Source organism: Ligilactobacillus agilis (assembly GCF_025311475.1).
GTDB classification, from domain to species: domain Bacteria; phylum Bacillota; class Bacilli; order Lactobacillales; family Lactobacillaceae; genus Ligilactobacillus; species Ligilactobacillus agilis.
This window is the reverse complement of sequence record NZ_CP104397.1, coordinates 879,302-905,228: the sequence shown is the minus strand read 5'-3', so window position 1 is coordinate 905,228 and position 25,927 is coordinate 879,302. Positions and strand designations below refer to the sequence as shown.

The 25,927-nt window shown below is 39.8% G+C and carries 27 protein-coding genes, 1 pseudogene and 1 other annotated feature; of the genes and pseudogenes, 5 read left to right on the top strand and 23 right to left on the bottom strand.

The features are described from left to right. Position 1 precedes the first annotated feature (1 nt). The 4 genes from pheS to N4597_RS04450 form a co-directional block, all read right to left on the bottom strand. The gene (pheS, locus tag N4597_RS04465; RefSeq protein ID WP_094128734.1) at positions 2-1,048 is read right to left on the bottom strand and encodes a phenylalanine--tRNA ligase subunit alpha; all 1,047 of its coding nucleotides are present in this window, start codon (positions 1,046-1,048) and stop codon (positions 2-4) included. Positions 1,049-1,094: 46 nt separating this feature from the next. Beyond that, positions 1,095-1,288, bottom strand: a binding site (T-box leader). Positions 1,289-1,332: 44 nt separating this feature from the next. After that, positions 1,333-1,680: a winged helix-turn-helix transcriptional regulator gene (locus N4597_RS04460; RefSeq protein WP_056977769.1), complete on the bottom strand. Its 348-nt coding sequence runs from the start codon at positions 1,678-1,680 to the stop codon at positions 1,333-1,335. Between the two features lie 90 nt (positions 1,681-1,770). Then, positions 1,771-2,280 (bottom strand): HD domain-containing protein, encoded by a 510-nt coding sequence (locus tag N4597_RS04455; protein WP_204783410.1) that lies wholly within the window; start codon positions 2,278-2,280, stop codon positions 1,771-1,773. A gap of 120 nt (positions 2,281-2,400) precedes the next feature. Next, complete coding sequence (locus tag N4597_RS04450; RefSeq protein WP_260904884.1) at positions 2,401-3,177, bottom strand: TrmH family RNA methyltransferase; 777 nt, start codon at positions 3,175-3,177, stop codon at positions 2,401-2,403. Between the two features lie 132 nt (positions 3,178-3,309). On the opposite strand from N4597_RS04450, the gene N4597_RS04445 reads away from it, so the two are divergent. Beyond that, a complete protein-coding gene (locus N4597_RS04445) occupies positions 3,310-4,491 on the top strand; it encodes an MFS transporter (RefSeq protein ID WP_242073293.1) in 1,182 nt (393 codons plus the stop codon). 408 nt (positions 4,492-4,899) lie between these two features. Here the strand turns inward: N4597_RS04445 and N4597_RS04440 are convergent, their stop codons facing one another. The 5 genes from N4597_RS04440 to N4597_RS04420 form a co-directional block, all read right to left on the bottom strand. Beyond that, complete coding sequence (locus tag N4597_RS04440; RefSeq protein WP_260904879.1) at positions 4,900-5,946, bottom strand: NAD-dependent epimerase/dehydratase family protein; 1,047 nt, start codon at positions 5,944-5,946, stop codon at positions 4,900-4,902. Between the two features lie 4 nt (positions 5,947-5,950). Beyond that, positions 5,951-6,679, bottom strand: coding sequence for an IspD/TarI family cytidylyltransferase (locus N4597_RS04435; RefSeq protein WP_172573426.1), 729 nt, complete (start codon positions 6,677-6,679; stop codon positions 5,951-5,953). Positions 6,680-7,161: 482 nt separating this feature from the next. Further along, positions 7,162-7,653 carry a hypothetical protein gene (locus N4597_RS04430; protein ID WP_056977753.1) on the bottom strand — a complete coding sequence of 164 codons (492 nt, stop codon included), beginning with the start codon at positions 7,651-7,653 and terminating at the stop codon, positions 7,162-7,164. Next, positions 7,646-8,875, bottom strand: a complete 1,230-nt coding sequence (locus N4597_RS04425; RefSeq protein ID WP_260904876.1) for a DnaB helicase C-terminal domain-containing protein — start codon at positions 8,873-8,875, stop codon at positions 7,646-7,648. The genes N4597_RS04430 and N4597_RS04425 overlap by 8 nt, the downstream gene beginning before the upstream one ends. Before the next feature lie 6 nt (positions 8,876-8,881). Then, positions 8,882-9,208: a hypothetical protein gene (locus tag N4597_RS04420; protein ID WP_094128704.1), complete on the bottom strand. Its 327-nt coding sequence runs from the start codon at positions 9,206-9,208 to the stop codon at positions 8,882-8,884. 244 nt (positions 9,209-9,452) lie between these two features. Between N4597_RS04420 and N4597_RS04415 the strand changes: the two genes are divergently transcribed. The 4 genes and pseudogenes from N4597_RS04415 to N4597_RS04400 all read left to right on the top strand — a co-directional run. Then, positions 9,453-9,653, top strand: a complete 201-nt coding sequence (locus N4597_RS04415; protein WP_056977747.1) for a DUF1659 domain-containing protein — start codon at positions 9,453-9,455, stop codon at positions 9,651-9,653. Between the two features lie 21 nt (positions 9,654-9,674). Then, positions 9,675-9,938 carry a DUF2922 domain-containing protein gene (locus N4597_RS04410; RefSeq protein WP_260904871.1) on the top strand — a complete coding sequence of 88 codons (264 nt, stop codon included), beginning with the start codon at positions 9,675-9,677 and terminating at the stop codon, positions 9,936-9,938. 539 nt (positions 9,939-10,477) lie between these two features. Beyond that, entirely contained in the window at positions 10,478-11,254 is a 777-nt protein-coding gene (locus tag N4597_RS04405) for a helix-turn-helix domain-containing protein (RefSeq protein WP_260904869.1), read from the top strand. A 136-nt stretch (positions 11,255-11,390) separates the two neighbouring features. Further along, positions 11,391-11,894 (top strand): annotated as a pseudogene (locus tag N4597_RS04400) (restriction endonuclease subunit S); the annotation flags it as partial. Here the strand turns inward: N4597_RS04400 and N4597_RS04395 are convergent. The 14 genes from N4597_RS04395 to N4597_RS04330 all read right to left on the bottom strand — a co-directional run bounded on the left by N4597_RS04395 (position 11,895) and on the right by N4597_RS04330 (position 25,900). Next, the gene (locus N4597_RS04395) at positions 11,895-12,824 is read right to left on the bottom strand and encodes a site-specific integrase (protein ID WP_204773481.1); all 930 of its coding nucleotides are present in this window, start codon (positions 12,822-12,824) and stop codon (positions 11,895-11,897) included. Between the two features lies 1 nt (position 12,825). Then, positions 12,826-13,359 carry a restriction endonuclease subunit S gene (locus N4597_RS04390; protein ID WP_260904866.1) on the bottom strand — a complete coding sequence of 178 codons (534 nt, stop codon included), beginning with the start codon at positions 13,357-13,359 and terminating at the stop codon, positions 12,826-12,828. 228 nt (positions 13,360-13,587) lie between these two features. Beyond that, the gene (locus N4597_RS04385) at positions 13,588-13,914 is read right to left on the bottom strand and encodes a type II toxin-antitoxin system RelB/DinJ family antitoxin (RefSeq protein ID WP_239460505.1); all 327 of its coding nucleotides are present in this window, start codon (positions 13,912-13,914) and stop codon (positions 13,588-13,590) included. 5 nt (positions 13,915-13,919) lie between these two features. After that, positions 13,920-14,582: a hypothetical protein gene (locus N4597_RS04380; protein ID WP_260904863.1), complete on the bottom strand. Its 663-nt coding sequence runs from the start codon at positions 14,580-14,582 to the stop codon at positions 13,920-13,922. 10 nt (positions 14,583-14,592) lie between these two features. Beyond that, positions 14,593-15,357, bottom strand: coding sequence for a hypothetical protein (locus N4597_RS04375; RefSeq protein ID WP_260904861.1), 765 nt, complete (start codon positions 15,355-15,357; stop codon positions 14,593-14,595). Then, positions 15,347-16,153 carry a hypothetical protein gene (locus tag N4597_RS04370; protein WP_260904859.1) on the bottom strand — a complete coding sequence of 269 codons (807 nt, stop codon included), beginning with the start codon at positions 16,151-16,153 and terminating at the stop codon, positions 15,347-15,349. Before N4597_RS04370 ends, N4597_RS04375 begins: the two co-directional genes overlap by 11 nt. 159 nt (positions 16,154-16,312) lie before the next feature. After that, complete coding sequence (locus tag N4597_RS04365; protein ID WP_260904857.1) at positions 16,313-16,735, bottom strand: restriction endonuclease subunit S; 423 nt, start codon at positions 16,733-16,735, stop codon at positions 16,313-16,315. A 119-nt stretch (positions 16,736-16,854) separates the two neighbouring features. Continuing rightward, positions 16,855-18,450 (bottom strand): type I restriction-modification system subunit M, encoded by a 1,596-nt coding sequence (locus tag N4597_RS04360; protein ID WP_204773341.1) that lies wholly within the window; start codon positions 18,448-18,450, stop codon positions 16,855-16,857. Positions 18,451-18,484: 34 nt separating this feature from the next. Further along, a complete protein-coding gene (locus N4597_RS04355) occupies positions 18,485-19,678 on the bottom strand; it encodes a restriction endonuclease subunit S (RefSeq protein WP_260904854.1) in 1,194 nt (397 codons plus the stop codon). A gap of 71 nt (positions 19,679-19,749) precedes the next feature. Beyond that, the gene (locus tag N4597_RS04350; RefSeq protein ID WP_260904852.1) at positions 19,750-22,953 is read right to left on the bottom strand and encodes a type I restriction endonuclease subunit R; all 3,204 of its coding nucleotides are present in this window, start codon (positions 22,951-22,953) and stop codon (positions 19,750-19,752) included. After that, positions 22,946-23,521: a restriction endonuclease subunit S domain-containing protein gene (locus tag N4597_RS04345; RefSeq protein WP_260904850.1), complete on the bottom strand. Its 576-nt coding sequence runs from the start codon at positions 23,519-23,521 to the stop codon at positions 22,946-22,948. Before N4597_RS04345 ends, N4597_RS04350 begins: the two co-directional genes overlap by 8 nt. A 172-nt stretch (positions 23,522-23,693) precedes the next feature. Further along, positions 23,694-24,293, bottom strand: a complete 600-nt coding sequence (locus tag N4597_RS04340) for a hypothetical protein (RefSeq protein WP_260904848.1) — start codon at positions 24,291-24,293, stop codon at positions 23,694-23,696. A 21-nt stretch (positions 24,294-24,314) separates the two neighbouring features. After that, a complete protein-coding gene (locus tag N4597_RS04335) occupies positions 24,315-24,554 on the bottom strand; it encodes a hypothetical protein (protein ID WP_260904847.1) in 240 nt (79 codons plus the stop codon). A 194-nt stretch (positions 24,555-24,748) separates the two neighbouring features. Beyond that, positions 24,749-25,900 (bottom strand): RNA-guided endonuclease InsQ/TnpB family protein, encoded by a 1,152-nt coding sequence (locus N4597_RS04330; RefSeq protein WP_260904844.1) that lies wholly within the window; start codon positions 25,898-25,900, stop codon positions 24,749-24,751. Positions 25,901-25,927 lie beyond the last annotated feature (27 nt).

Below are 25,927 nucleotides of genomic sequence, written 5' to 3'. Positions count from 1 at the left end.
TTTATCCTTTCTGTGAGAATTGATTTAAGAAGCGAACATCATTGAGGTAAAATTCGCGAATATCGTCGACCCCATACTTAAGCATGGCGAAGCGGTCAGGTCCTAACCCAAAGGCAAAACCACCGTAAACACTTGAGTCGACCCCAGCCATTTCTAAGACGTTAGGGTGTACCATACCGGCCCCTAAAACTTCAATCCAGCCGGTTTGCTTGCAGACTGCACAACCCTTACCACCACACTTGAAGCAAGAAACGTCCACTTCGGCAGATGGTTCTGTAAATGGGAAGTAACTTGGCCGCATCCGAATTTCACGGTCGGCTCCAAATAAGGTCTTAGCCACTAATTCTAAAGTCCCCTTTAGGTCCGCCATGGTGATATTTTTGTCGATGACCAACCCTTCAACTTGGTGGAATTGGTGCGAGTGGGTCGCATCATCTGTATCGCGCCGGTAAACCTTCCCTGGTGAAATCATCTTCAATGGGCCCTTAGAAAAGTCATGTTTTTCCATGGTCCGGGCTTGCACTGGCGAAGTTTGGGTCCGCATCAAGATTTGCTTAGTGATATAAAAAGTATCTTGCATGTCCCTAGCCGGGTGATCCTTAGGCAAGTTAAGCATCTCAAAGTTATAGTGGTCTTCTTCGACTTCAGGACCGTCTACAATCTTATAACCCATCCCTAAGAAGAGTTTTTCTAACTGGTCAATCACCTGCATCAAGATGTGAGGTTGGCCTTCCTTAACCGGAACCCCTGGTAAGGTGACGTCGATTTTTTCCTTTTCTAATTTCTTAGCCATCATCGCAACTTCGATTTGTTCGGCTTGCTTAGCGATTTCCTTGGTTAATTCGTCCCTAATGGTGTTAGCAAAGCTCCCTACCTTAGGCCGGTCTTCAGGGCTTAAATCCTTCATTCCCCGCAAGATTTCGGTTAACGCCCCCTTTTTACCTAGGAGGCTAACCCGAATATCGTTAACCTTTTTTTCATTATCAGCCTTTTGAATATCAGATAAACTAGTCTTTTTTAATTCTTCTAGTTTTTGCCATAAATCCATCAATTCCGCCTTCCTTTCCTAAAACGATAAAAAAGCCCCGTCCCCCTAAAGGGACGAGGCTTCGCGGTACCACCCTTGTTTTGCTTACGCAACACTTAAGTCATGCTGATAACGGGCATGAATCCGACTGCTAAGTAAACTCGGGAAGTGAAATTCGGTTATTAGTTAGGAGGATTTTTACAGCTCCCAATCCCTCTCTGACCTAACGCCTAACTTACTAGTTTCCGTCACCGTTTTTTTATTATCAGTCTAAGTGTATGCAAAAAAAACTATTTCGTCAAGCCTTATTGACAATCTGCTAGTGAATACCAAGTTTCCGCCCAGGTATGGATTGATTCCATCACCGGTCTTAGCGCTTGGCCTTGGTCAGTTAATTGGTATAAAACCCGACAACTGTTTGGCTGGGTGACACGCTCAAGTAACCCGTCGGCTTCTAGTTCTTTCAAACGTTCCACCAAAACCCGGTCACTACATTTGTCGACCTTTGAAGCCAAATCCTTAAACCGTTGTGGCCCTTCAGACAAGAGGACATCGATAATTAAACCGTTCCACTTCTTACCTAGGATATTAAAAGTTTTTTCAAACTTAGGACACAACTTAAAGTTTGGCGCTGTTGCTACCTCGGTTGACATGCCTTCACCCCCTTATCTACAAAAAAGGTCTACCAGCACTTGCCAGTAGACCCTAAAAGCGTACAATAGTGCCTTCATACCTATGATACACTATTTACTTACTTTTGCAAAGGAAAATTTTTTAAGCATTTTCCCTTCAAACTCTTGGATTAAGTGTTCAGAATATTCTTGAGTTGCTGAATACTTATCCACCAACGAAACAATTAAGCCTTCTAACGACTTAGGTGGGCAAATGGTTGCCCCGAACATGTGGTGAATAATAATGTCTTTTTCTAAGGGACTTAGCGTGGTTAGTTTTTCTGCATTTCTAACCGCAATCCGGGGGTGAATCCAGGCATGAGTCCCGCGGTCAAACTTGGTTACACGCCAGTCGTAATAAAATAAATCGTGTAAAATTCCAGCCCGCGCAGTGGCCCTTGCATTCAAGTTAAACTTCTTGGCCAAACGGTAACTGAGATAAGAGACCGTAATGACATGTTGCAACCGGGTTGAAAAATGATGCTGGGTATAATTAGCCAGTTTTTGAACTTCCGGTTTTGCCAACAATTCACCGACATAGCTCATGTACTCTTGGTCGTTACGCCATGTTTCTTTTAACATATAAGCCGATTACCTCTATTCTTAAACTGCTAACCTACTCTCTTTCCTACACCTTCATTCTACAATATCGGCCTCGTTTTGCAAGCAGATTTATACTAAGCTAAGAAAAAATTAATCTTTTTAGGCCAGCAGTTCAAACATTAAAATTCCGGCCGCCACCGCCACGTTTAAAGACTCCGCTTGCCCTTTAATCGGGATATAAAGGTTAAGGTCGGTCAACTCTAGGTGCTGTCTTTGCATTCCATTGCCCTCGTTACCCATAATCAAAGCAAAATCTTGGTGCTTGCCAACCTGATTATAGGGCCGGGCCGCTTCATTTAATTCACTGCCAAAGACTGGGTAGTGTTTAGCTTGAAAGGCTTCAATCCAAGGAAGCAACTCCCCTTGGGCTAGCTTAATGTGAAACTGGCTGCCCTGCATGGCCCGCAAGACCTTGGATTGGTATAAATCGGCGCTCCCAGTTCCAAAGACGACCCCACTAAAACCAGCCGCATCCGCGGTCCGGACCATGGTACCGATGTTACCTGGATCTTGAATCCCGTCTAGAAGTAGCCAGGCCCCCCTTGCTGTTTTGGGCTCAACCGGGACCGTTTTAGCTAGCGAAAGAACCGCAAAAATGCCCTGCGCACTCTTAGCGTCGCTGAGACTTTGGGCTACTTCCGGTGAAATCTCAATCAAATCAATCCCACTTAAACCCTCTAACTCAGCTAGGTGTTTGAAGTCGGCGGTAACTAGAATGGTCGTGATGTCCGCTTGACTAGCCAACGCCTCTTTAACTAGGTGCCAGCCTTCTAAGAGGTAGCGGCCCGCCTTTTTGCGTCCCTTAGTGGTATGCAATTTTTTCAGGTCCTTAATCTGTTGGTTACCTGTGGCCTTAATAACTTTTGTAAATTCCATTTTAAACTTCCTTCCTGTTAGTCACCTTTCATCCTAACAGACTCGCCTTAAAAAAGATAGGCTTAACACTTGCTTTTTCGCCCCCAAACCAGCTAAACTAGAAAAGTTAAGTTTTTATAAAGGAGAAATTTTATGCCCAAGCAAAAGACCTTTTTTGCGCTCATGATTTGTTTTAGCCTGGCCTCGTCGTATGCCCACCCGGTAACCCCGACTTACTTCAAGTTACTCGGGTTTAACGACTCAATGTTTGGGCTAGCCTTTGCTTTTATGGCCTTGGGGATGTTTTTAGCCTCACCTTTTTGGGGCAAAGTTAGCGCCCTAATCAATTCTAAATTAACGATGGCCTTAGGTTCAGCCGGTTACGGGCTCGGGCAAATCTTTTTTGCCTACTGTACTAGCGCTGGCTGGATCTTGGTTGGTCGCTTAATTGCCGGGCTGGCCTGCGGTGCCTTCTTTGTTGGGGCCTTAACTTATATTACCAATAAATCCACCAACGCCAGCCGGGGTCAAAATCTGGCCATCAATGCGACCATCCAAACGGTCGCCGGGGCTTTAGGCTACTTTATCGGGGGCTTAGTTGGAGCCTGGTCACTGCCCTTAATTTTAAACCTGCAAATCATCCAACTATTTTTGACTGCCTGTGGCTTGTACTGGCTGCTAGAAACAGATAAAACCACTGACCAACCGCTGGCTTTAAGGCAGTTAGTGAAAGAGGCTAACCCTTTTCGGGCCTTTTTAGCCAGCCGCCAGTTTATGAACTGGGCTTATGTGATCATCTTTCTAGCTGCCACCCTCGTCTTTTCGGCCTACACCGCCGTCGATCAAGCCTTTAATTACTATTTAAAGGACGTCTATCAGCTTAACAGTAGCTATAACGGCCTCTTTAAGGGGGCAGTCGGCTTAATCTCCCTACTGGCTAACACCACGGTGGGACTGTATTTAATGAAGAAAACTAACATCAAAAAGTCCCTGGTGGTCATCAACTTTTTGGCTAGCTTAAGCTTGTTACTAGCCTTAGTTCTGCCAGGCATCTGGGCTTACGTTGGCCTAATCATCATCTTTTATGGTTTTTACGCCATCGTCACCCCACTCTTACAAGACGTGATTGCCATGCAAGCTACTAAGGCTAACCGGAGTTTAGTCTTGGGCTTTTACCAGGCAATTAACTCCTTGGGAATGATTATTGGCGCCTTTTTAGCCGGGGGGCTTTACGATTTAAATACCCAACTACCCTTTATTTTCGGCCTGGGCGCCTTTTTGTTAGCTAGCCTACTTAGCTTTTATTACCAAGGCTTACTAACCAAATCTGCTTAAAAAAAGCACGCTTCTTATTAATTTAAGAAACGTGCTTTTTAATAGCTATTGCTTATTTTTTCCATCTTAATTGATCCTCATTTTAATTAAGCTGTCAGCTTGCTTTTTCTTTCTGCTTCTTCAACAGATGTGGCTTGCACCAAAACATTAGTGTGCTTACCATCTACAACAAGATCGATTAAATACCATCTCATCATATTATCGCCTCCTTAAAGTTTCGTTTGACTAGCTAGGCTAGTGGTGGCAACTCTTGGAAACAACGCTTGTAATTATCTTAGCAAAGTCGCTTTTAAAAAGCAAGTATTCGCTTTCAAAAATTTAAATCAGCGTCCTTTCTGCAAAAGAATTTTACTTTTTGCTAAGCCAATAATTCATCTCCGTATTATTCAAGTAATCATTGCACATTAACTAGCTATTTTCTCGTATCCACTCGATCAATTTTGCATAACTTTCTGTTAAATTATTCTTAGGATTCCATCCAAGCGATTCCAGCTTAGTAGCATCAAGCCATAAGTGTGTTTCAGGGGCATAACCATACTTCTTACTGTCATCAGGTATATCGATGATCACTTTGCTACCTTTAGAAAAGTTTTGAGCAACTAGCTCGGCCATCCCTTTTATCGTAATATGACTATTGGGATTAGAGACATTGTACGCCTCCCCATTTTTCCCCTTTAACAATAATAATAAAATAGCTTCAATTGCATCCATAGTATAAACATAATTTCCTTCAGAAAGTCCTTCTGTATGTAATACGATATCCTTATCATCTATTGCGCTTTTGGCAAACTGAGCGAAAACCCTATTTTCATTAGACAAAATACCGGCACCAAATGTTTGCGCAAGCCGGGCAGAAGTCACATTAACCCTATATTCGCTTGCATACGCATTACACATTAGCTCACACATTCTCTTACTTTCTGGATACCCTGATCTTACGTTAGTCAAATCTACATATCCCAAATCTAACTCCGCAGCTTTTTTTGAAGAATCTACCCTACCATATATTTCCATAGAAGAAATATACACCATTTTACGAACTCTATCTCTTTTGGCTACCTCTAGCATCTTTTTGGTGCCATTAATTGCCGTTTCCATAGCCTCTACTGGTTTCTCCACTAGAATTTTTGATCTTGTAACTGCAGCAGCGTGAACTATATAATCTATCTTATCCTCTACATCTATACTATCTGTATTCAAATTAGCGGTAACAAAAGCTAATCTTTCATTATTGTATAATTCCCCAAAAACACCTTTAGCTTTCTCCAAGTTTCTTACAATTGCATATACTTTTACATTTAAGTCTTTCTCGCTATTCAAAAAAAGTATTGATTTGATTAATAAAGATCCTATCAGTCCTGTTGCCCCGGTTATAAGAAAATTTGTATCCTTAAACCTGTTAAATTCCAAATCTGAAGCTAATAATTGTTGTAAGTCCTTATCTAGTACATTCATCATCCTAATCCCCTATTCCATAAATTTGCGCATTTTCTTTTGCATCTAATAAGGCACGCATGGTATAGAAATCATCCGGCGTTGTAATCTTAATGTTTTCTTGTGGTCCATCAACTAAATATAATTTCTTTCCATAATATTGGAGCATTGAACAAGAATCAATAAAATCAAATTTATTTTCCGATATTGCTTTTTCGTGAGCAGACAAAATATCGTCTAAGTAAAAACTTTGTGGTGCCCTAGCCAATCTTGAAGTAGCTCTATCTGGAACTTCGGTTATGGATTCATCATTATCAACAATTAATACTGTCTCTTTTACCTTAACTGAAGTAATTGCAGACCCATTTTTCTTAACTGAAGTAATATTATCGAAAATCGTTTTTTGTGTAATAAGTGGACGTACTCCATCATGAATCAGAACTATATCCTTATCTCTATCCCCCAATTCTTCAGCCGCTTTTAATATATTATAAATAGACTCTTGACCACTCTTACCGCCTTTAACAATTCTTTGTACCTTGCGTAAATTATATTTACTAATTAACTTATTTAAGTAGCCAATCCAATTTTCCACACAGGCTATCACAATCATATCAATTTCCGGATTTTCTTCAAACAATTCTAAAGTGCGTATAATGATTGGCTTGTCATGAATTTTTAAAAACTGCTTAGGCAATTCTTTTGTATGCATCCTTGTTCCAACTCCACCAGCAAATATAGCAGCAATATTCAATAGTATCGACTTCCTTTACAAAGTAATATTATTCAATAGTTTTACCACCTTTTCCAAAGGATGTCCATCATCGTAAGTAACTAATCTTCTTAGCCTTATCAGGTTCTAAATCAATACTTTTCTTGGCGAAATAAATAATTCGGAACTTCCTTCTCACCGTTAGAAAATTAGCTAGCTCAACTAAAGGCTGGTGCGGTTAAGACGACTTTACCTTTTAAAAAGGATAATAGCCAGCTTCAAAAAATTGTTAACCAAACTGCCTAAACGATACTTCGGTGCAAACCTCACCAAAATTCCTAAATAGCTAAACAACCGTCCCCTGTTAAGATCGCCAACGTAAGGACGGTTGCTTTTAGATCTGGTTTTTTCAACAAACATATAGGCAGCTAACTACCATAAAATTAAAAAAACTTAAGAGTATATTGCTTTGCGGATAATTTATTTCTGGACTAGATTCTTTTTATTTATACTTGCCTCAACCCTCACTCAAATTTCGGCAACTTACCCCCGATGTAATCTTCGGTAACCATTACGCGATAACTTTCGCAGTAGTTTTGCGACAGTTTCAAAATGCACTGCTCGTATTCATTCACCTTGTCTAAATCGCCTTGGTGCTTGACCTTCGTCAGCTTTAAGAAGTCGTCTGCATCCTCAACTAAGCGACAGTCTAATTCTTTTTCGTAAAAGGCGACACTGAGGGCGTTAGAGATACTTATCACCCGTAGTTTATCAAGTTCGACTAGCTTTTTGGCCATAAAACCATTTGAATTCTTAATGTAGCTTTCTTTATTCAAGCCGTTTATTAAATTCCGGTAACGACAGGCAGAAGCCAGGTGTGTTTCTACTGCCTTGGTTACCTGTAACTTATGTTTCTTAATTAGGCGGATGAACTCGCGCGCATTTAATTGATCTTCTGGAATATCTAACTGAATTGGTAGCTTCATCCGATATTTAGCTATTGTTTCATCATTCAAATGTCATCGTCTCCCCTTTAAATTTAAAAGTTAGTTCGCCTAAACAGCCCTCCCGGTTCTTGCGGATAATCAAGTTGATCTTATGTAAATCCTTTTCTGGCCGGTATAAAAAGGCCACTAAGTTAGCATCCTGTTCAATCGAACCACTTTCGCGTAAATCGGCCAGTTGGGGCGCCTTATTTAAGCGACTTTCCACGGCGCGGTTCAATTGCGACAGCATTATAATCGGGACTTGGTAGTCAAGCGTGCACATCTTTAGTTGACGGGTAATCTCACTAACTAATAGATACCGGTCTAACTGGTACTGTTGGTCAAGCGTTATTAGGCCGAGGTAATCGATAAAAACAACATATTGCTGGCGATACTGACTAGCGTGAGCTTGAATTACCGCCAAAATACTGCCTAAAGTTCTAAGTGAGTCATACACCTGTAAGTTGCTAGCCAAAATTTGTTCTTGGGCTTGCTCTAACTTGATGCGGTCGAGCTTACGGTTAGTTGGATTGATTAAATAGCTGTGGGGAATCTGCGTTTGCAATGAAATAAGCCGTTTGAAGATTTCTAATTTGCTCATTTCTAAGGAAAAATAATCGACGTGAGCCTCGGCATTATTGGCTAAGATGGCCTGAACTAAATTTAAGCCAAAAGCTGTTTTACCTAGGCCCGGTCTAGCTCCTAAAGCGATTAACTTGGCTCCGGACAAGCCCCCGTTAAAAAGCACATCCAGCTTGGGCAAAGTCTTAATTGCCTTGGGACCCTTACCGGCTAATTGGTCGCTAAATTCTTGACTGGCTACGGTTAACTCCCCACTATCACAGGTATTAATCGTATTTAAAGCCTCAATGATACTACTAACTTTATCAAGGTGATCCTGCGAACGATTCTGGCTGTAATTAACCATTGCTTGTTGGAGGGCATTTTCTAAGTAGTTACGCTTAACAACCTGTAAATCCCGATAAAAGCTGGCCTGACCGGCAATTAATTCCTCTAAGGCTACTAAGTCATCGTAACTTATGGGATAGTTGTGCTGGTTGTAACCATTATCTAACTCATTCCAAATGTTAGCTAAAGAGCGTTTTTCAGTAGGCAAAACACACAGGGCCTCGGCTATTGCCTGGGCCCGCTCCCCCATAAAATAACGACTCTTAAAGTCGGGATCATCAGCTAGATTAGGATTTTTTAAGGCGATGCCCACTATTCGCTCTTCGATTTGCTCAGAAAACATACCCTACTAGCCCTCCGCATATAACTTACTTAAGGCCTGTCTGGTCTCCGCGCTGACTAGCGGATAGATCTTGCGCTCGATTCTGCCTAACTTAGGATCAGTAATCTTAACTTTAATTTCAATATAACCAGCCCGTACTAAATCACTGAGCCAACCAGAGATGCTTTGGCGGGTAACATGAAAGCTAGTTGCCAGTTCCATGTTATTAATCTCACAATATCCCAGAGGGTATGACTTTATTAACAGCTCTGAGTACAAGACCTTTTCATTTGGCTTAAGGTCCCGGTTGTAGCGGACTTGGGCTGGCAATATCGTTATAAATTCTTCTTCCATTTTCAGTTCCTCCTAATTTTAAGATCATTGTTAATTTATGAAAACGCTTCACAAATCACAATTTTTATAATAAAACATTTTTCAAAAAATGCAATGCTTTTTTTATAATATACATCCAAATATTTTTTACTTATAAAAAATTTTACAGGATATAAAAAAATAAATTCCTTGTATTTGTCGAATTTAAGTGTAAGATAGGAATCGTAGCCGCTACAAAAAATTATCAAGAGAGAAGGATTTCATTATGGAAAAACAATGGACAAAGAAGGGTTTACGTTTAACTACTATCAACGCAGAAGCAATCGACGGTCACCGCAGTTTCTCATCAATCGGTAAGGATGTTGATGATCAAAAGGTAATCGACTTTAGCAAGCTGGTCGAAAAGCTAACGGGAGATGACGTCAAATTCATCGCCGTTACTGAAGTTAACCAATTAGCAGAATAATTTTAACAGGAGGAAGATACCATGAAGATTTTAGACTTGAAGTTTTTAACCCCTAACCACACCGTTCGTCACCTCAAATTTGAAAACGTTAACACTAATTTAGATGCAGCCACTTTAAAGGACTGCATGGAGCAAATTATTGCCTTAAATATTTTCCAAACCACTGACGCCGACGGAATTGCCAGCCCCTTATATGGGACACCTGTTTCTGCTTCCTATATCACCAAGGATGAAGAAATTGTCTACTCCGCTGCCCAAGGCCCGGTAGACCAACCAGCAGCCTAATTTTTTTAGCTCCCAGCCTGGGGGCTTTTTCACGTGAAAGGAGGTCTTGAAGCTGACAGGAATAATCAAACTCACGCACCTCTTGCTCGGCAGTTTTTTAAGCTTGGCTTGCCTTTATGGCCTACCTAGTTTTATCATCTGCTTGCTACTAGCATGTTTGGTCAGTTTAGGGTTAGATCTACTCTTAGCTAAACTTGCTAAGAATGATTAAGCAACATACTATTACCCAAGTTAATTTTGATGTCCGTTTAAACCTCACCAAGGTTTTACAGTCCCTTGAGCCTAGTTGCTTAGCGGTATTACTGCTATTGGGACTGTTATTTATCACAATAATAAAGGCCGGCAAAACGCTAACACCAACGCCCCTGACCCCCCGGTTATTTGAACTCAGTTGGCTGACAACTTTAGTCCTGAGTTTGGTTTGGGTTAGCTTGTTAGGCCTGCTAACTTACCTTCGTTAGTTTTAGCGACCAGTTTAAACGACTGGCCGCTTTTGTCGCCCAGTTCGTCCAGAAATTTTACAGCAAGGAGCATTTTTCATGAACTTACAAACTACTTTAGACGCTACCATCCGCTACGATCACAACCTCACCGCCAACGAAAAACTACTTTACAGCGAACTAACCGCCCGCATGGACGAAAACGCCCTCTGCGCCCTATCTAACCAAGAAATCGCCACTCTTTATAACGTCAGCCTATGCACCGCCTCCCACTGGTTCAAAGCCCTAATCGACTACGGCCTCGTCAAGGTCATCAAAGCCATCCCCCGCCTACTTAAAATCTTGCCAGCTACCCCTCATCAAAAAACACCTACCCCTGAAGTCAGTCCAAGCGCTAAGGAAGCTAAAAAAGTTACCACTAACTCAGTTTCACCTAAACGCGACTACATCAGAAATCCCCTGCCTGCAGACGAATTTACCGCCCTACTTTTAGCCGGCTTCAAAGACAACCCTAACCTTGTCTCCCAGGCTAAACCAGCTCCCACTCAAGCAAATATCTCCACCCCTCTTAAAGTAAACGCTAATAAAGAATTTGCTAATAGCACCACTGCTAATAAAGCCGACTATAGAAATGAATCCAGAGTTGTTAAAACTAACTTTAAGACTGAGCCTAATAATATTAAAACTAGCTTTACTTCCAGTCCCTTTACTAGTTTTCAATTAAGTAAGTTAGCGGTAAAGAAGCTTGGCATTACCAAGCTTCTTTACCCCTTATTAAACAAATTCATAGTTGAAATAAAGAACACTATTGTAAATTTCTTTAATAGTCTCCTGCTAAAAGAAGCGGATTTAACCGCTTCTTTTAGCGAAGTATGATTATTCAAAATTTTAAACTAGTAATAACTTAGCCAGAAAAGCATGGGCTTTTCTGGCTAAGACAAATAATTAACTAAATTTTACAGGCTACTTTTCGTTCTTGTACCTAGATTCACAAAGTAAATAGCGTGGCGCTTGGGAACAGTGGAAGTTGGGGGATTTTGGCAAAGTTGCAATGAATAAGCGTATTTTTAAAAATCAGACATCCGAAAAAGGAGATGTTCCTTTTTACAAAATTGGAACTTTTGGAGGTATTGCGGACTCATATATATCACATGAGCTATTTGAAGAATATAAGTCTAAGTACCCATACCCTCAAAAAGGAGATCTACTTATTTCAGCCTCTGGAAGTATTGGGAGAATTATTGAATATAAAGGTAAAGATGAATATTTTCAAGATTCAAATATTGTATGGCTTGATCATGACGGTAGATTATCAAATTCTTTTTTAAAGCAGTTCTACCATGTAGTTAAATGGCAAGGATTAGAAGGTAGTACTATAAAAAGACTTTATAACAAAAATATATTGGCAACTAAGATATCAGTACCAGCAATTTCTGAACAAAACAGAATAGGGAATTTTCTACAACAAATTGATTCTCTCATCGCCCTTTATCAACGTAAGCCTGAAACGTTGAAACTAACTTAAGCTTGCTAAATATCTCATTACTAAATCATTATCTTGGTTCTCTAATTCACTGATAATGTGCATATAGACCTTTTGAGTGGTTGTTATTGATGAATGTCCTAACCGCCTAGAAACACTCGCAATAGAAACTCCTGCAAACATGAGTAATGACGCGTGCGTATGTCTTAAACCATGAATTGAAATTATAGGAATACCACATTTTCTGCAATGACGCTCTAGACACTTATTAGGAGTCGAATTGCAAACTGGTCCGTTAACAAAGATTGGCTTATCATCATCCAAGTTTCTGATTAATTGTTGGAATTGCATCCCTAACTGCCAGTCCATCTGTACTTTCCTAACTGAACTCCTATTTTTAGTGGGTTGAAAACCAGTGTTAGTCTTATAATCCCAGGTCTTGCTTACTGAAATAGTCTGTCGCGCAAAATCAAAATCGGCTGGAGTTAATCCCAACGCCTCAGAAAAGCGTAATCCCGTTTTAGCAATCAATAAAATTAACCAATCCCAGGTGATTTCCATCCCCAAATCCAGATCCTCTAAAAGACTATGCAACTCAAATTGGTTTAAATACTTCGGCTTCTTTTCCCTAGGTGCTTTACCTTTAAAAATGGCCTTTCTAGTGGGATCTCTATCTATCAAACCATCATCCACCGCATCTAAAATTGCACCCTTTACCTGGTGATGGAAGTCAATCACCGTTTGGCGTTCATGTGTCAATGCGTATTGATTTAATAATTCTTGGTAAGCATTACGGTCAAAATCTTTCATCTGCAACTCTGGAATAATTCTTGCAATCTGACGCTGATTATTCCAATATTTCTCAAGTGTTACTGGTCGAACGGCTCCTTCTTTATAGAGTTTTATCCAAAAACTAAAGTAATCTTTAAACAAACTTTCACATGTAAAGTTATTCGTTATCATTCTAATACCTCCATTTTTGGTAATCAGGCTTACGCTGATAAAGGGCGATGAGAGAATCGACCGACTTAAAAAGTGTAGAAATTTTTCTTTGTTCTTGAATACTTGGAATCTGAAATTTAAACTTAACAATAGTTTTTTGAGGTAAGCCTGTTAATGTGCTTCCTGTCTTTGTGCTTTCTACAAATGACTTAAAAATGTCAGAACTAAGGATCGTTAGTAAAAAATATTTATCTAAATGTCCACTTAAATCTCTAAGAACAAACAAATGACTATTTAGTGTTGCAGGTTTGTCTAAATCTGTAACCATTGCAACCTTTCCAATTGTCCCATCCTTAGTAACAATAATATCTCCATTTTGCAACTGAATCTTTTTGTCCATATCATAGCGTTCCTCTGAAACGTAGAAGCAACGACTTAAATCAACAATATGTCTGGATTCATCGATATCGGTTCCGGTTATAAGATAAAAATCACCAGTTTCCATATATTCATCTTTTTTCAAAGCTTGCCAACCAATACGAGCTTTGATATACATTTGATCCCCCAACTTCCGCTGTTCCCAAGTATAATATATCGTAATTTTGTGAATAATGCTTCAAACTATATACTTCCATCATTAAAGCAACAGAAAAACTTGTGAGCATAACTAAAAAAGCGTTGGTCTGTACCAGCGCTCTTTATTTATCAATCTTCTTCATGCAATTTCTAATTTTCAGGATATTATATGTATTAATTAGAGTAAATACCCTTCCATTCTTCTATATTAACCTCTTCTACGCTTTAGTAATTCTGCTTGAACTTCTTCAGACGTGAAAATATCACTGCTATCAATATCAGAAAAACCCTTTTGAATCTCATTATTAAATTGCTCTTTAGTTAAAGTTGAATAGTTTGTTGATACCTTTTTAGTAGTAACTTCAACCGGAATCTCCTGATAATTCACTACTTGTTGTGAAAACATGTTAATAGCCGTTGCCGTTGGACCTTGTAATTTATCTAATACAGACTCAGCTTGTTCTTTTAATTCTGGATAAATTCTAGTAACGACGCTGTTTTCTTTATTTGATATAACTTCCATAAAATCCCCCATTATTTTTAAACCTCCCTAATATTAAATAACACCCAAAGTTCTTGCTCGTCTAAAAGCTTGTGCAAGGTGTAATATGAAGGTACTTCATCATTGGTCTCTTGTCTTTTTTGCGTATACTCTTGCTGCGTTTTAATACCATTATCGTTAATAAACTTCTTGGCAGCCTTTAGCAGCTTAGCATTTTCCATGATATAGAAATTAATACTGTTATTTGGATTCAAAAATTCTCCATACTTTTCGTAATATAGACGATATAACAAACTCCATGTAACACCATGCTGACTCATCGTATTAATCCCAGCCCCCACTTCTGTGCGTGCTAATTTACGAAACTCATTAAGAACTGCTGGTCTATATTTGTGCATACACAATAAACTTTTTGCTATAATTTCCCGTTTATCTGCTTCGTCCCATCTTCTATGCTTACGTGAAATTCCGACTGTATGCTTCCCATTCGCATGTTTCTTCTTTGCAAAACCAAATTCAGCCATCAATTCTTGCCACTTCATACCAGTTCTCTTAAGAACCCCTGTTGCACTTGGGGCAATTTCTTTATTGTAACGCTTATTATACTCAGTTTTGCTTGCATTCTTTTGTAAATTCAGTCTAATCATTTCTTTCTTTAAATCGTCTTTCATAACTTCAACATCTGTATAACGCATTTTCATTTCACCCACCTTATAATGTTACTACTTCCAACAAGTAATCTGAATTGACCAATACTTCATGTTCTTCGTCATTTTTATACGTATAGATAATCCTATTATTAGGTATCTTAGCTTGCAATACTTTACCATCTTCAAAACGATTAGCAAACGATTCTGCCTTTTCTCTGCTCGTTGTCCAAGAATATGCAAATAGATAATTTTGTGACCACATATTTTCACCACGATAGATTACTGTCTCACCCTTTGCCTTAAGATCTTCATATCCCAGTTTTGACGTGAATTGGCTATCAAAATCAGCGAAGGACACATCTGCTTTCTTTCGGGTTCCAACTACCAAATCACGGAAAATTTCTTTTCTATTCGGCACCTCCCTTAATCTGTCTTCAAGCAACTCTAGTATAACCATTATTTGAGTTTTCTCTGCATTGGAAATTACTTTTGCATACAAATCATTGGCTACGTTGCTACTTTTAGCAATTATCTCCTCTACGCTTATTAACTTACTTGGTATTCGCAAAATCTCCAATGGGTTAGCATTAATAAAGGCCAATGACTCTTCATCAATGTAATACAACCTGTTGGAATCGGTTGCAAAATATAACTTTTCAAAGTACTTTTCATTTGCTTTAGCCCTCACCTCGTCATAATCGACCGGCGTTGATAATCTTGGTCTTAGCACTTGTATTGAGTTAAATAACTTTTCGCTCGTTTCTGCTACTTTAAAAATTTTTCTTGTCATCATCAGTTGCATATCAAACGCTTCACTATTTTTCAAACTTCCTACCTACCTTTAACTTATTTATAGTCATTCTTTCTTTATATGACGGATACAAGCTTTCTCGGTACCGAATGGCACTAATTCTGCCCTTCGCTTCACTATTCAAGTTGCGTTCACATTTTAGTACCCAATCGTCTTTGCGTGGGTAATTCGATACAATTGTATATTTTTCTTTATCAACACGCGAACGAACTTGCATGCCACTATCAATTAAAACTAAATCACCTAGGCCGTACTTAATAGCTTTTACGCCGTAATCACCCCTGCCGTAGTATTCTTTTACCCTGCCAGCCATCATCATCATGTCGCCGATAGATACCGTAAGCTTGTCTTTTTTGGGGTTCATGTGTAAAATTTCGTCAACGTAAAACCAGATGTGGCTGTCTAATTTTCTTCTCACACATTGCTTACCATACTTGGTAACTACCCACTCAATATACGGATTATCAATCAAGAGCCGTGTTTTATTCTGCTTAAAATTACTGCCATCTTTCTTTAAAACAAAATCTTTATCAACTACAACATCTGACACAATCCCGCTAATACAAACAATATCGGTCTTATCATAGTTATTCAGTAACATTCTTGATGATGATTCACTGTATTCTTTAGCTGTAAACATCTCTGCCTGTTTAATACGAAATTCGTTAATTTGTTTTGGCGATAACCGCCAGTCTAACATAAACGAACTTTGCCCACCTTTATCTACCAACCAATTTTCGGTCACTAATAGTTTGCTATTGCCTTTATTTCTAAAAAATCTCTCTATTTGTCTATTTTTAAGTTTTGTCATTTTGCCAAGCCTCCTTTTTCTAAAATTTCTTGCTAGTAAGAAAATAGCCATGCAGGGAATCAAACCCTGAAATCCAGTACCAACTGGCATGGCTTACCAAAATCTATAAATATTACTCTATTTAAAAATTACTATATGAACAATTAGAAAGTTAGTTGTTCAATTTTGCTTACGTTGATGAAGGGCGATGAGATTTGTATAGTTAGTTATAAAATCACTTATTGCATTCTGTTCCTCCAAAGAAGGTACGGCAATTTTGAAATTAAGTAGTGTTTTTTCATGTATTCGTTTGCTCCCCGTCCCGGTAGCTAACGCCTCTTTAGCTTTGAAATAACTAGGTCTACTAATATAATCAACAAGGTATTTGCTATTTACATTTGAAATATCTAAAGCAGGTACGTCACCAGATGTAGCATAACCTTCAGCTTCTTTGGGAATTAACGCAATAGAGCCATGGAAAAAGTTTTGTTTTCCATACAATAACTGACCCTCATGTCTTTTATAGTATTTGGTAGCTCCTAGCTTTAACGTTTCTCTATTTGCTGATAAAGTTATTCCCTCAAGATTTAATTTTAAAGTCATTAACTTTAACTCATTAATGTCTGTTATTGGTTCCTTTGTCGGGATAGAAAGATAATCCCCTAGTCTTCGCTGTTCCCATGTAGCAGCTCCTCACTAATCATAACGCAATCAAGCTGTAATTAAACACCTAGAATTTTTAATTGTTCTGCAATTTCAGCTTCTAATTGCTTGATTTCTTCATCATCTTGTGCCAACAACTTTTTGACTTCATCCAAATCAACAGGTTCTTCTTCTTCAAAAGTATCGACATAGCGTGGGATGTTGAGATTAAAATCATTTTCCTTAATCTCGTCAAGACTAGCAACATGCGCGTACTTTTCAACATCTTCACGGTTTACATAGGTTGACACAATCTTATCAATGTTGGCCTCCGACAGGGTATTTTGGTTCTTTCCCTTTTCAAATTCCTTAGAGGCATCAATGAAGAGGATGTCCTTGTTTTTCCGGTTCTTCTTAAAGACTAAGATGGTAGTTGGAATACTTGTCCCATAGAATAAGTTAGCCGGTAAGCCGATTACGGCATCGAGGTAGTTCTTTTCAATCAATGTCTTACGGATAGTACCTTCTGCCGCCCCACGGAATAAGACCCCGTGTGGTAAAACAATCGCCATAGTTCCTTCGTTATTCAAGTGATACAAACTGTGTAAGATAAAGGCGTAGTCTGCCTTTGAAGCAGGGGCTAACTTACCATAATCACTGAAGCGAGGATCCTTTAACTTGGACTTGTCATTGTCCCACTTAGCAGAATAAGGTGGGTTAGCTACCACAGCATCAAATGAACGTGGCCGATCAATCCCCCGATCATCTGGACCGTCTGGCCAGTCACTATCTAATGTGTCAGCGTTGTTTAAAGTCATATTATTAAAGTTGACATCGTGCATCATCAAATTCATCCGGGCAATGTTATAAGTAGTGGTATTTAATTCTTGCCCGTAATACTTAATAGCACCGGTCTTCTTGCCATGTGGTAATTCATTACCTACTGTTAACAGCAATGAACCCGAACCCATAGTTGGATCATAAACTGCAAAGGTTTCACCCGTTTCTTTAACACCGTGAGTCGCAATTTTAGCTAAAATCTTACTTACTTCGTGTGGGGTATAGAACTCGCCACCCTTTTTACCAGCTGAAGATGCAAATTCCCCAATTAAATATTCATAGACTTCCCCAAGAATATCCTTACCATCGTCATCTTTAAACTTAACATCATCGATCATTTTAACAATCCCATTTAATGACTTAGCCCGAGCCGTGGTATTTGCCCCTAATCTTGAGTCACCTAGGTTAATATCATTGAAAATCCCACTAAAGTCTTGTAAAGCTTCTGGATTTAAACTAGCATTCTTGTTGAAATTATCAAACATTGTTTGGTAATCACTTGGAATAACCTCTGAATTGGCAATCTTTTCACTTAAACTAGCCCAGGTATCATTAGGAGCGATGGCATAACCTAATGTAGCTGAAATATCTTCTAAATAATCGGCTAGATCTTCTCCCGCTGCTTCCTTAGCGTAAGCTTCATTAACTGACATCCCCGCTGGAACATCAATTACGTTATTAGTTACCAAGTAATCTTCTTGGTGTTCTGAAAGGTAACGGTAAAACATAAAGGCTAAAATATAGTTCTTAAATTCATTAGCATCCATGTTGCCTCTTAATTCGTTGGCCATTGCCCATAATTTATTTTTTATAGTTTGTGCTTTATTTTCTGACATGTCGCATAACTCCTTATTTTATAACGATTATTTTTTAAACAAACATTTGTTGTAGCAATCCCTTTTTCAAAAGTTCGAGGTGTTCGAGCTTACGTTGATAAAGGGCGATGAGAGAATCAATTTGTTGTAGAAAATTCCCTATTCTGTTTTGTTCAGAAATTGCTGGTACTGATATCTTAGTTGCCAATATATTTTTGTTATAAAGTCTTTTTATAGTACTACCTTCTAATCCTTGCCATTTAACTACATGGTAGAACTGCTTTAAAAAAGAATTTGATAATCTACCGTCATGATCAAGCCATACAATATTTGAATCTTGAAAATATTCATCTTTACCTTTATATTCAATAATTCTCCCAATACTTCCAGAGGCTGAAATAAGTAGATCTCCTTTTTGAGGGTATGGGTACTTAGACTTATATTCTTCAAATAGCTCATGTGATATATATGAGTCCGCAATACCTCCAAAAGTTCCAATTTTGTAAAAAGGAACATCTCCTTTTTCGGATGTCTGATTTTTAAAAATACGCTTATTCATTGCAACTTTGCCAAAATCCCCCAACTTCCACTGTTCCCAAGGGTCAGTAAATCCTGGGAAACGTACGTCTGGCACACTTTCACCATTTTTAGGGAACATCTTTTGAAGTAGACCATTTTTTTGCTGCTTCAAATGTTCCAACTTACGCTGATGAAGGGCGATGAGATTTGTATAGTTAGTTATAAAATCACTTATTGCATTCTGTTCCTCCAAAGAAGGTACGGCAATTTTGAAATTAAGTAGTGTTTTTTCATGTATTCGTTTGCTCCCCGTCCCGGTAGCTAACGCCTCTTTAGCTTTGAAATAACTAGGTCTACTAATATAATCAACAAGGTATTTGCTATTTACATTTGAAATATCTAAAGCAGGTACGTCACCAGATGTAGCATAACCTTCAGCTTCTTTGGGAATTAACGCAATAGAGCCATGGAAAAAGTTTTGTTTTCCATACAATAACTGACCCTCATGTCTTTTATAGTATTTGGTAGCTCCTAGCTTTAACGTTTCTCTATTTGCTGATAAAGTTATTCCCTCAAGATTTAATTTTAAAGTCATTAACTTTAACTCATTAATGTCTGTTATTGGTTCCTTTGTCGGGATAGAAAGATAATCCCCTAGTCTTCGCTGTTCCCAAGCGCCAGTGAATCCGGGGAAGCGGAGCTTAGGTATACCAATTTTTTCTTTGTCCATAAAGTTTGCCTCGCTTTGCTTAAATTTATGATTTTTAGTTTGCTTTTTTAGCTAAATTGGGACTGAGACCCTTATTCTGCGTCAGTCATTTGGTCAGCAAGCTTGTAGATTGCTTCACGTAGACCATTACGATACTTGATTTTGGAAAGCTTTTGAACGTCAGCGTCAAGGGCCAGCTGCTTATATTTAAGAACAGCTTGCGCTAGCAAGTCGCGGATTTGACCTGTATCGTCAAGATCTTGTTGACCGTAGCGGTGGCGGCTAAACATCGTCCGCATTTGGGCACTGGTTAGTAGGTCGGTAATGCCCCACTTATTACGGAAATCCAAGAAGAGGCGGTCCAAACTAATGTTATTGGCGGTTTGAATGATGCGTTCGCTGTTATCTAACTTGACTGGATACTTAAAGTCCATATCTTCCGGAGGAAAGTGGCCGGAAAGAATTGCCATGGCGGCGTTAAGGATTTTCTTGGCATAGGACCGATCGTCAAGCCCGTTGGCAAATTGCTTGATTTTGGCTTGGGTTTCCTCTGCCTCTTTGGTCTTGCCTTCGTGAACTTGATTCAAGAGGTCTTCGACTAACTCGGTTAAATAGTCATAGTTGACCTTGACATCCTTAATGTGAGTTAGTTTTAATTCAATTTGATAAGGGGAGACATCTTCTTTTTTGGCAATCCATTGCTTTAGTTCATTGGTTAAGACTGTGCTTAACATGACCTCTTGGTCGGGAGTCATCCCTAATTGTGTGATTAGCTCATCAGGATTGTTGTAATCAAACCCAATTTCTTGGCCATCACTTTCTTTAGGGTCATATTGCTTCAACTTAGCAATACCGGCGTTGTAATCACGTAAGTGGTCAAGCATCTCATATTTTTGCTTTTCCGAAGCCGGCAGCTGGTTGAATTCATCTGTCAACTCACTTAAGCGCGTAACCGTTTCTTTAACCTCGTTAAAGACATCCTTAAACTCTGGAGCGGTAATTCCGTCTTTTTGGTTGTTAATGCTGCGTTCCTCGTCGGTCAAATCGGCAGAATTCTTATTAGCATAGATGGCCAAGGCTTCATTCATTAACTTTTCATTTTGACCAGGCCAGCGGTAATTGACAATCCGGCCCCAAGGTTTTTCTTGCATGTCAGCAATCCGGTTACTCCGTGAGTAAGCTTGAATTAAGCCAGCTCCTTTCAAAGTCCGGTCAACATACAAGGTATTTAGTTCCGGAGCATCAAATCCAGTTAAGAGTTGGTCAACTACGATGACTAGGTCTAAGAAATTGCCGTCACTGGCACTCTTATTTAACCGGCTGGTAACGTCTTGGGTATAACCTGCCACATCGTCTAAGCCAAAGTTGGTGCCAAATTGGCGGTTGTAAACCTTGATAGCCTGGTGTAACCCTTCATTGTTTTTTACCATGCCATCCCCATTGCTGGTATTTTGGCTAAAAGTTACGGCCACCTTGAGGGTCAAGTCCCCCGTTTTTTGGTGTTCCTGGTTAACTCGCTGAAATTCGTTAAAGTACATTAAAGCCATCGGGGTGCTGGCCTTGCCCCCACCAACATGAGTCGTCAATAAGGCATTATATTTACCATCATTAGAGCGGTTGCGCCAGTTTTTGAAAATATCTGCCACCACCAAGCGAACGTGGTCGGGGTTTTCATCATAAAAACTTGGTTCCACCGCATCGTCCATGTCAGCCGGGGTTAGGTTAGCAATTTTGGCTGCGATTTGCTCGTCGCTCCACTTTGGATAATGTTCCTTGTAGAATTTTGGCAGATAATCAGCCTTCATTTGCTCTTCATCAATCGTGGTTTCAAAATCAACCTTAAAGCCTAAGACGTTATGATCAGCAATAGCTTCCCTAATAGTGTAAGCGTGAAGGAGTGGACCGAATATATCCTCTGTCCGTAACCCCTTGGTCGTTTCATCAAACATTGGCGTCCCACTGTAACCTACCCAAGCTGCGTTAGGAAAGGCCTTTTGAATCCCGGCAAAGGAATCGCCTCCGGTTGAGCGGTGGGCTTCGTCGACGATAAAGACAATGTTTTTCTTAGGAGTTTTAAACGACTTGCGCTTAACTAAGGTATCGAGTTTTTGGACCGAGGTCACAATGATCCCGTCGTTTTTACTTTTGAGCCGCCGATTAAGTTCGGTGGTTTTTTTAGTGTCCTGAACACTACCTAGCGAGTCTTCACCCGCATCAGGATCATAAGCCCGGTAGTTTTCAAAGGTTTGCCGGGTCAAAGCGATGCGGTCAACCACAAAGACCACCTTATCAATCTTAGGCATCCGACTGGCAAGCCAGGCCGTCTTAAAACTGGTAATAGTTTTCCCTGAACCGGTTGTGTGCCAAATGTAGCCCACCTTGTTATTGCCCATACTAAAGTCAACTTGCTTTAACTTATTGATAACCGTTTGGGTGGCGTAAACTTGGTAAGGCCGCATCACCTTTAACATCTGCTTATTCTTAGTTCCATCTAAGATCATGTAGTTAGTCGCCATTTTATGGGCCATCGGAATTGATAACATTGAATCGGCAAACTCCCGCCAATTCCGCACAATCCGGTTATCATTTTTCCGTTGCCAATTAAAAGCAAAGTCCTTATTGAACTTATCAGCGGTAGTATTAGCCATATATTTGACGTTATTAGGGGTCATCGCAATCAAAATTTGCAGAGTCGAGTAAATATCGTGGTACTGATTTTCAACTATGTATTGGTGCATCTGGTTTAGTGCTTCGTTAACATCATGCGTATCACGTTTTTCTTCGATTTGAATAATTGGTAAACCATTAATAAGCAAGGTCGTATCAAAACGACGTTCGGGCTTCCCAGCAATTACCGCCGGGCGCTTAATCTGATTGACGATTTGGTAGACCGTGTCCCCTGCCCCAATTTGTTTTTGATCAAAGACGGTTAAAAAGACGTGGCGGCCATCGTCTAGATCAATTTCAATTTGAGAAACTCCGTTGAGACCATACAAAAACTGACCTGCTTGGTAGGGCGTTTTTAAATCAGAAATAATCTGCTTAACCTGGTTAAACTCAACCACTGATAAGGGGTGATCCAAAGTATTTTGATTGTGCTGCTCTAAAATTGCCTTGAAGTTGTCCCATAATTGTTCTGTGGTTTTGATTTCGGGTTCGTATTTCCAAAGTTTGGTTTTGACTACGTAATCCCCAATCCCCTCATCGACGCACTCGCCACTAAGTCCATCCGGATGAGTGATGGTCCCGTGTGTTAGATATTGGATTAATTCACTTTCAAACTTAAGCTCATCCATTTTTTAATACCTCCTCTAACTTAGCTAATTGCAAAGTTAATTCATTATCCGCCTGCCTTTTTTTAACGGCCTGCAAGTGTTTTTGTTTTAGGTAAACTTGCCCAATTGCTGCCTGTTTAGACAAACTAGGAAGTTTAGGAAGTTTTAAATCCTTAATTTGCTTAACGGTATACTTTAAAACCATTGAACCCTGCAAACCTAACCACAACTGGCGGGCAATACCTTTATCCTCATTTAAGAGGTATAAGAGAAATTTGTCATCTAAGCGCTCATCCGGTTCTAAGATCAGGTAGTTTTGCGTGTAAAGGTAGCCTGCGTGTTCAGGACTAACTAAAGCCGCCTTACCGGAAATCAAACTAAAGACTAAGTCATTGGTCTTTAAGGTTGAAACATCGTCCAGGGTTTTGACCTGCTTATTTTCTTGGTGGTCACTTACCACCCCCGCTAAATCCTCTTCCAAATCTAATTGACTATACATCTGGTAAAGCGGCGCTTCCTTAGCCAACGTTTCCTTAATCCGAAACTGCGGTGAGCCCAGTTTAAAGCTAACTAAGTCCGTCATCTTCATGTTATCACCGTGCCTTTTTAAAATTACTTTTTTAAGTTTTTCCAACTTACAATTTTAGTATACCAGGTCCGTTTCAAAAAACAAGTATTTTTTAAATGTAATTTCAAAAAATTACAAAAATAAGGTTAGGAGATATTTCCTAACCTTCTAACTAACTAGATTCACTTTACACCTACTCTGCCCGCGTTTCACCCAAATACATTCCCACTTCCTTTAACTCAGTCGGCAAATCATAGACTGACTTGCCTTGATAATCAGCTCGTTCAGCCTTACCCGGGGTCTGTGCGCTAAAGGTATCCCAGGCTGTTACTAACTGGTTGACCTGAAAAATTTCGTGGGCTGCAAAAAAGTCAGCGTAATTTTCTAACTGTTGACTGTAAATCGTCACCACATTGTACTGGCCTAACATTATTTCATCTTGACTTTGGTGGCAGCCAAAACCAAACTTGCTCATGCCATCGTTGATTAACAAGTCCCCGTACCGTTCTAGCAGCCACAGGCAAACTTCCTGCGAACAGCCATCGAGGTAATAAACGTCCCGGTGGCTTTCAGTTAACACCCCGGGCGCGACTTCTTCTTCCCGGTCAGCTGTTACCGGCAACTCCAAGATAAAAAATAGGGGCTCAGGGTGAATGGCGATAAAATGTTGGCAGACCTCAACTAGCTTTTTAACCCCAACATTTGCTGTTAAATAGGTCTCACTCGTTTGTTCATAGCCCTCTGCTAAATCTTGAACAGCCGCGACCTGGTAACCTTTCCCTAGTTCTAACATAGCACCACTCCCTTTTAGTTACTAAGCCTTCGTCATTGCCAGCTGGTAGTACTCTTGGGCTTCATCTTCACTTAAGCCCAGTTCTGTTTCTAAATAGGTCATGATTTCCGGCTGGGTCTGTCCATCCTTTGCTAACTTTTGAACGAAGAGTAGCACTATTTCCTTACGACCTTCTTCTCTTCCTTCTTCCCTGCCTTCTTCCCTTCCTGCTTTTCTTGCATCTTCCCATACATTCTCCCAAAATTCACCTGCTAAAGCCATATATTTTCCTGCTATATAAAATGTAGAATAACATAGAAAAACGTGTAGCTTCTTCTACATTATCAGAAAGAATATAGTTTTCCTTTCCTAATTTTACTTACTACCGTCAACACCAGTATTCCCATATCCCAACTTGGGGGTAATGACAGTGACTGACTCTTGTAGCTTAAGGGTGTAGCCCACCCCGTTTATTTTTACAGTAAAGCAAGTAAGTTTCTCACGGCATTTTTGTCTCGCTCCATAACTGCCCCGCACTCATAACAAATATACTCGTTATGTTTTGTTCCGTGTTTCTTGTTGCCGTCAAGCCCGACTTTATCTGCGCCAGTCTTAACATGACCACACTGAGAACAGCGCTGGGTACTTGGATAGTAACGGTCCGCTAAGATTAACCCCTTGCCATACCATTCACACTTATATTTTAAAACCTGCTTGAAATAGCCAAACATTGACCGGTGTAAGCCTTTAGACGCGACGTGACTCATCTGCATCTGCTTAACTGCTAAATCTTCAATGGCAATGCGGTCATAATTATTGACTAGCATGGTGGTGAACTTTTGAACAATATCATGTTGGATATTAGCGACTTTGCGATAATCCCGTTGTAACTTGGCTCTCGTCTTAACGTAATTATTTGCTTGCGTCGCTTTCTTTCCATTTACCACTCGTTTTCTAGCTAAGAGGCGTTGGTAATGCTTAATGCGTTTGTACAAAGCTTTTAAACTGTTAGGCAAGGTCTTGACTTGACCTTCAGTATAGTCAAAGTGACCAACATTAACGTCAACGGCTGTCTTTTGTCCGGTCTTAGTTTTCTTCGTCACCTTAACTTCAAAGGGTAAGCTCGCCCAGTACTTACCGTTTTCACGGTAAATCGAGACAACTTTTAAATCACCATTTAGGTCGTCAGCGCCCTTAAAACTAATATCAGCCCAGGCTTTAACTCCAGGCGGCTTATCCAACCGTAACTTACCGTTAACAATCTGAGCCCGGTCCGTCTTAAAACCTTGGCGAGCCGTCTTTTTAGACTTAAATTTTGGTTTACCCCAATCGGGTAACGACTTCTTGAAAAAATTACTCCAAGCTTTACCTAAGTCAGAAATAGCTAGCTGTAAACAGCGAGCCGACAGTTGGTACTGCCAATCTTCCTTGTTGGCGACTAACTCATCGCGAACCTTACGTACGCTTGGACGTAACTTCTTGTCGCCTAAAATTAAGGAAACATCATACATATCATTCCATAAAGCTAAGCCTTGATTCCAACAATATCTGCGATAATCACATAAATCATCAAGAACTTGTTTCATGGTTTCGTTAGGGTACAGTCTAACTTTTTGTACGCGTAGCATTAAGCCCACCTACCATTACAGAGATGA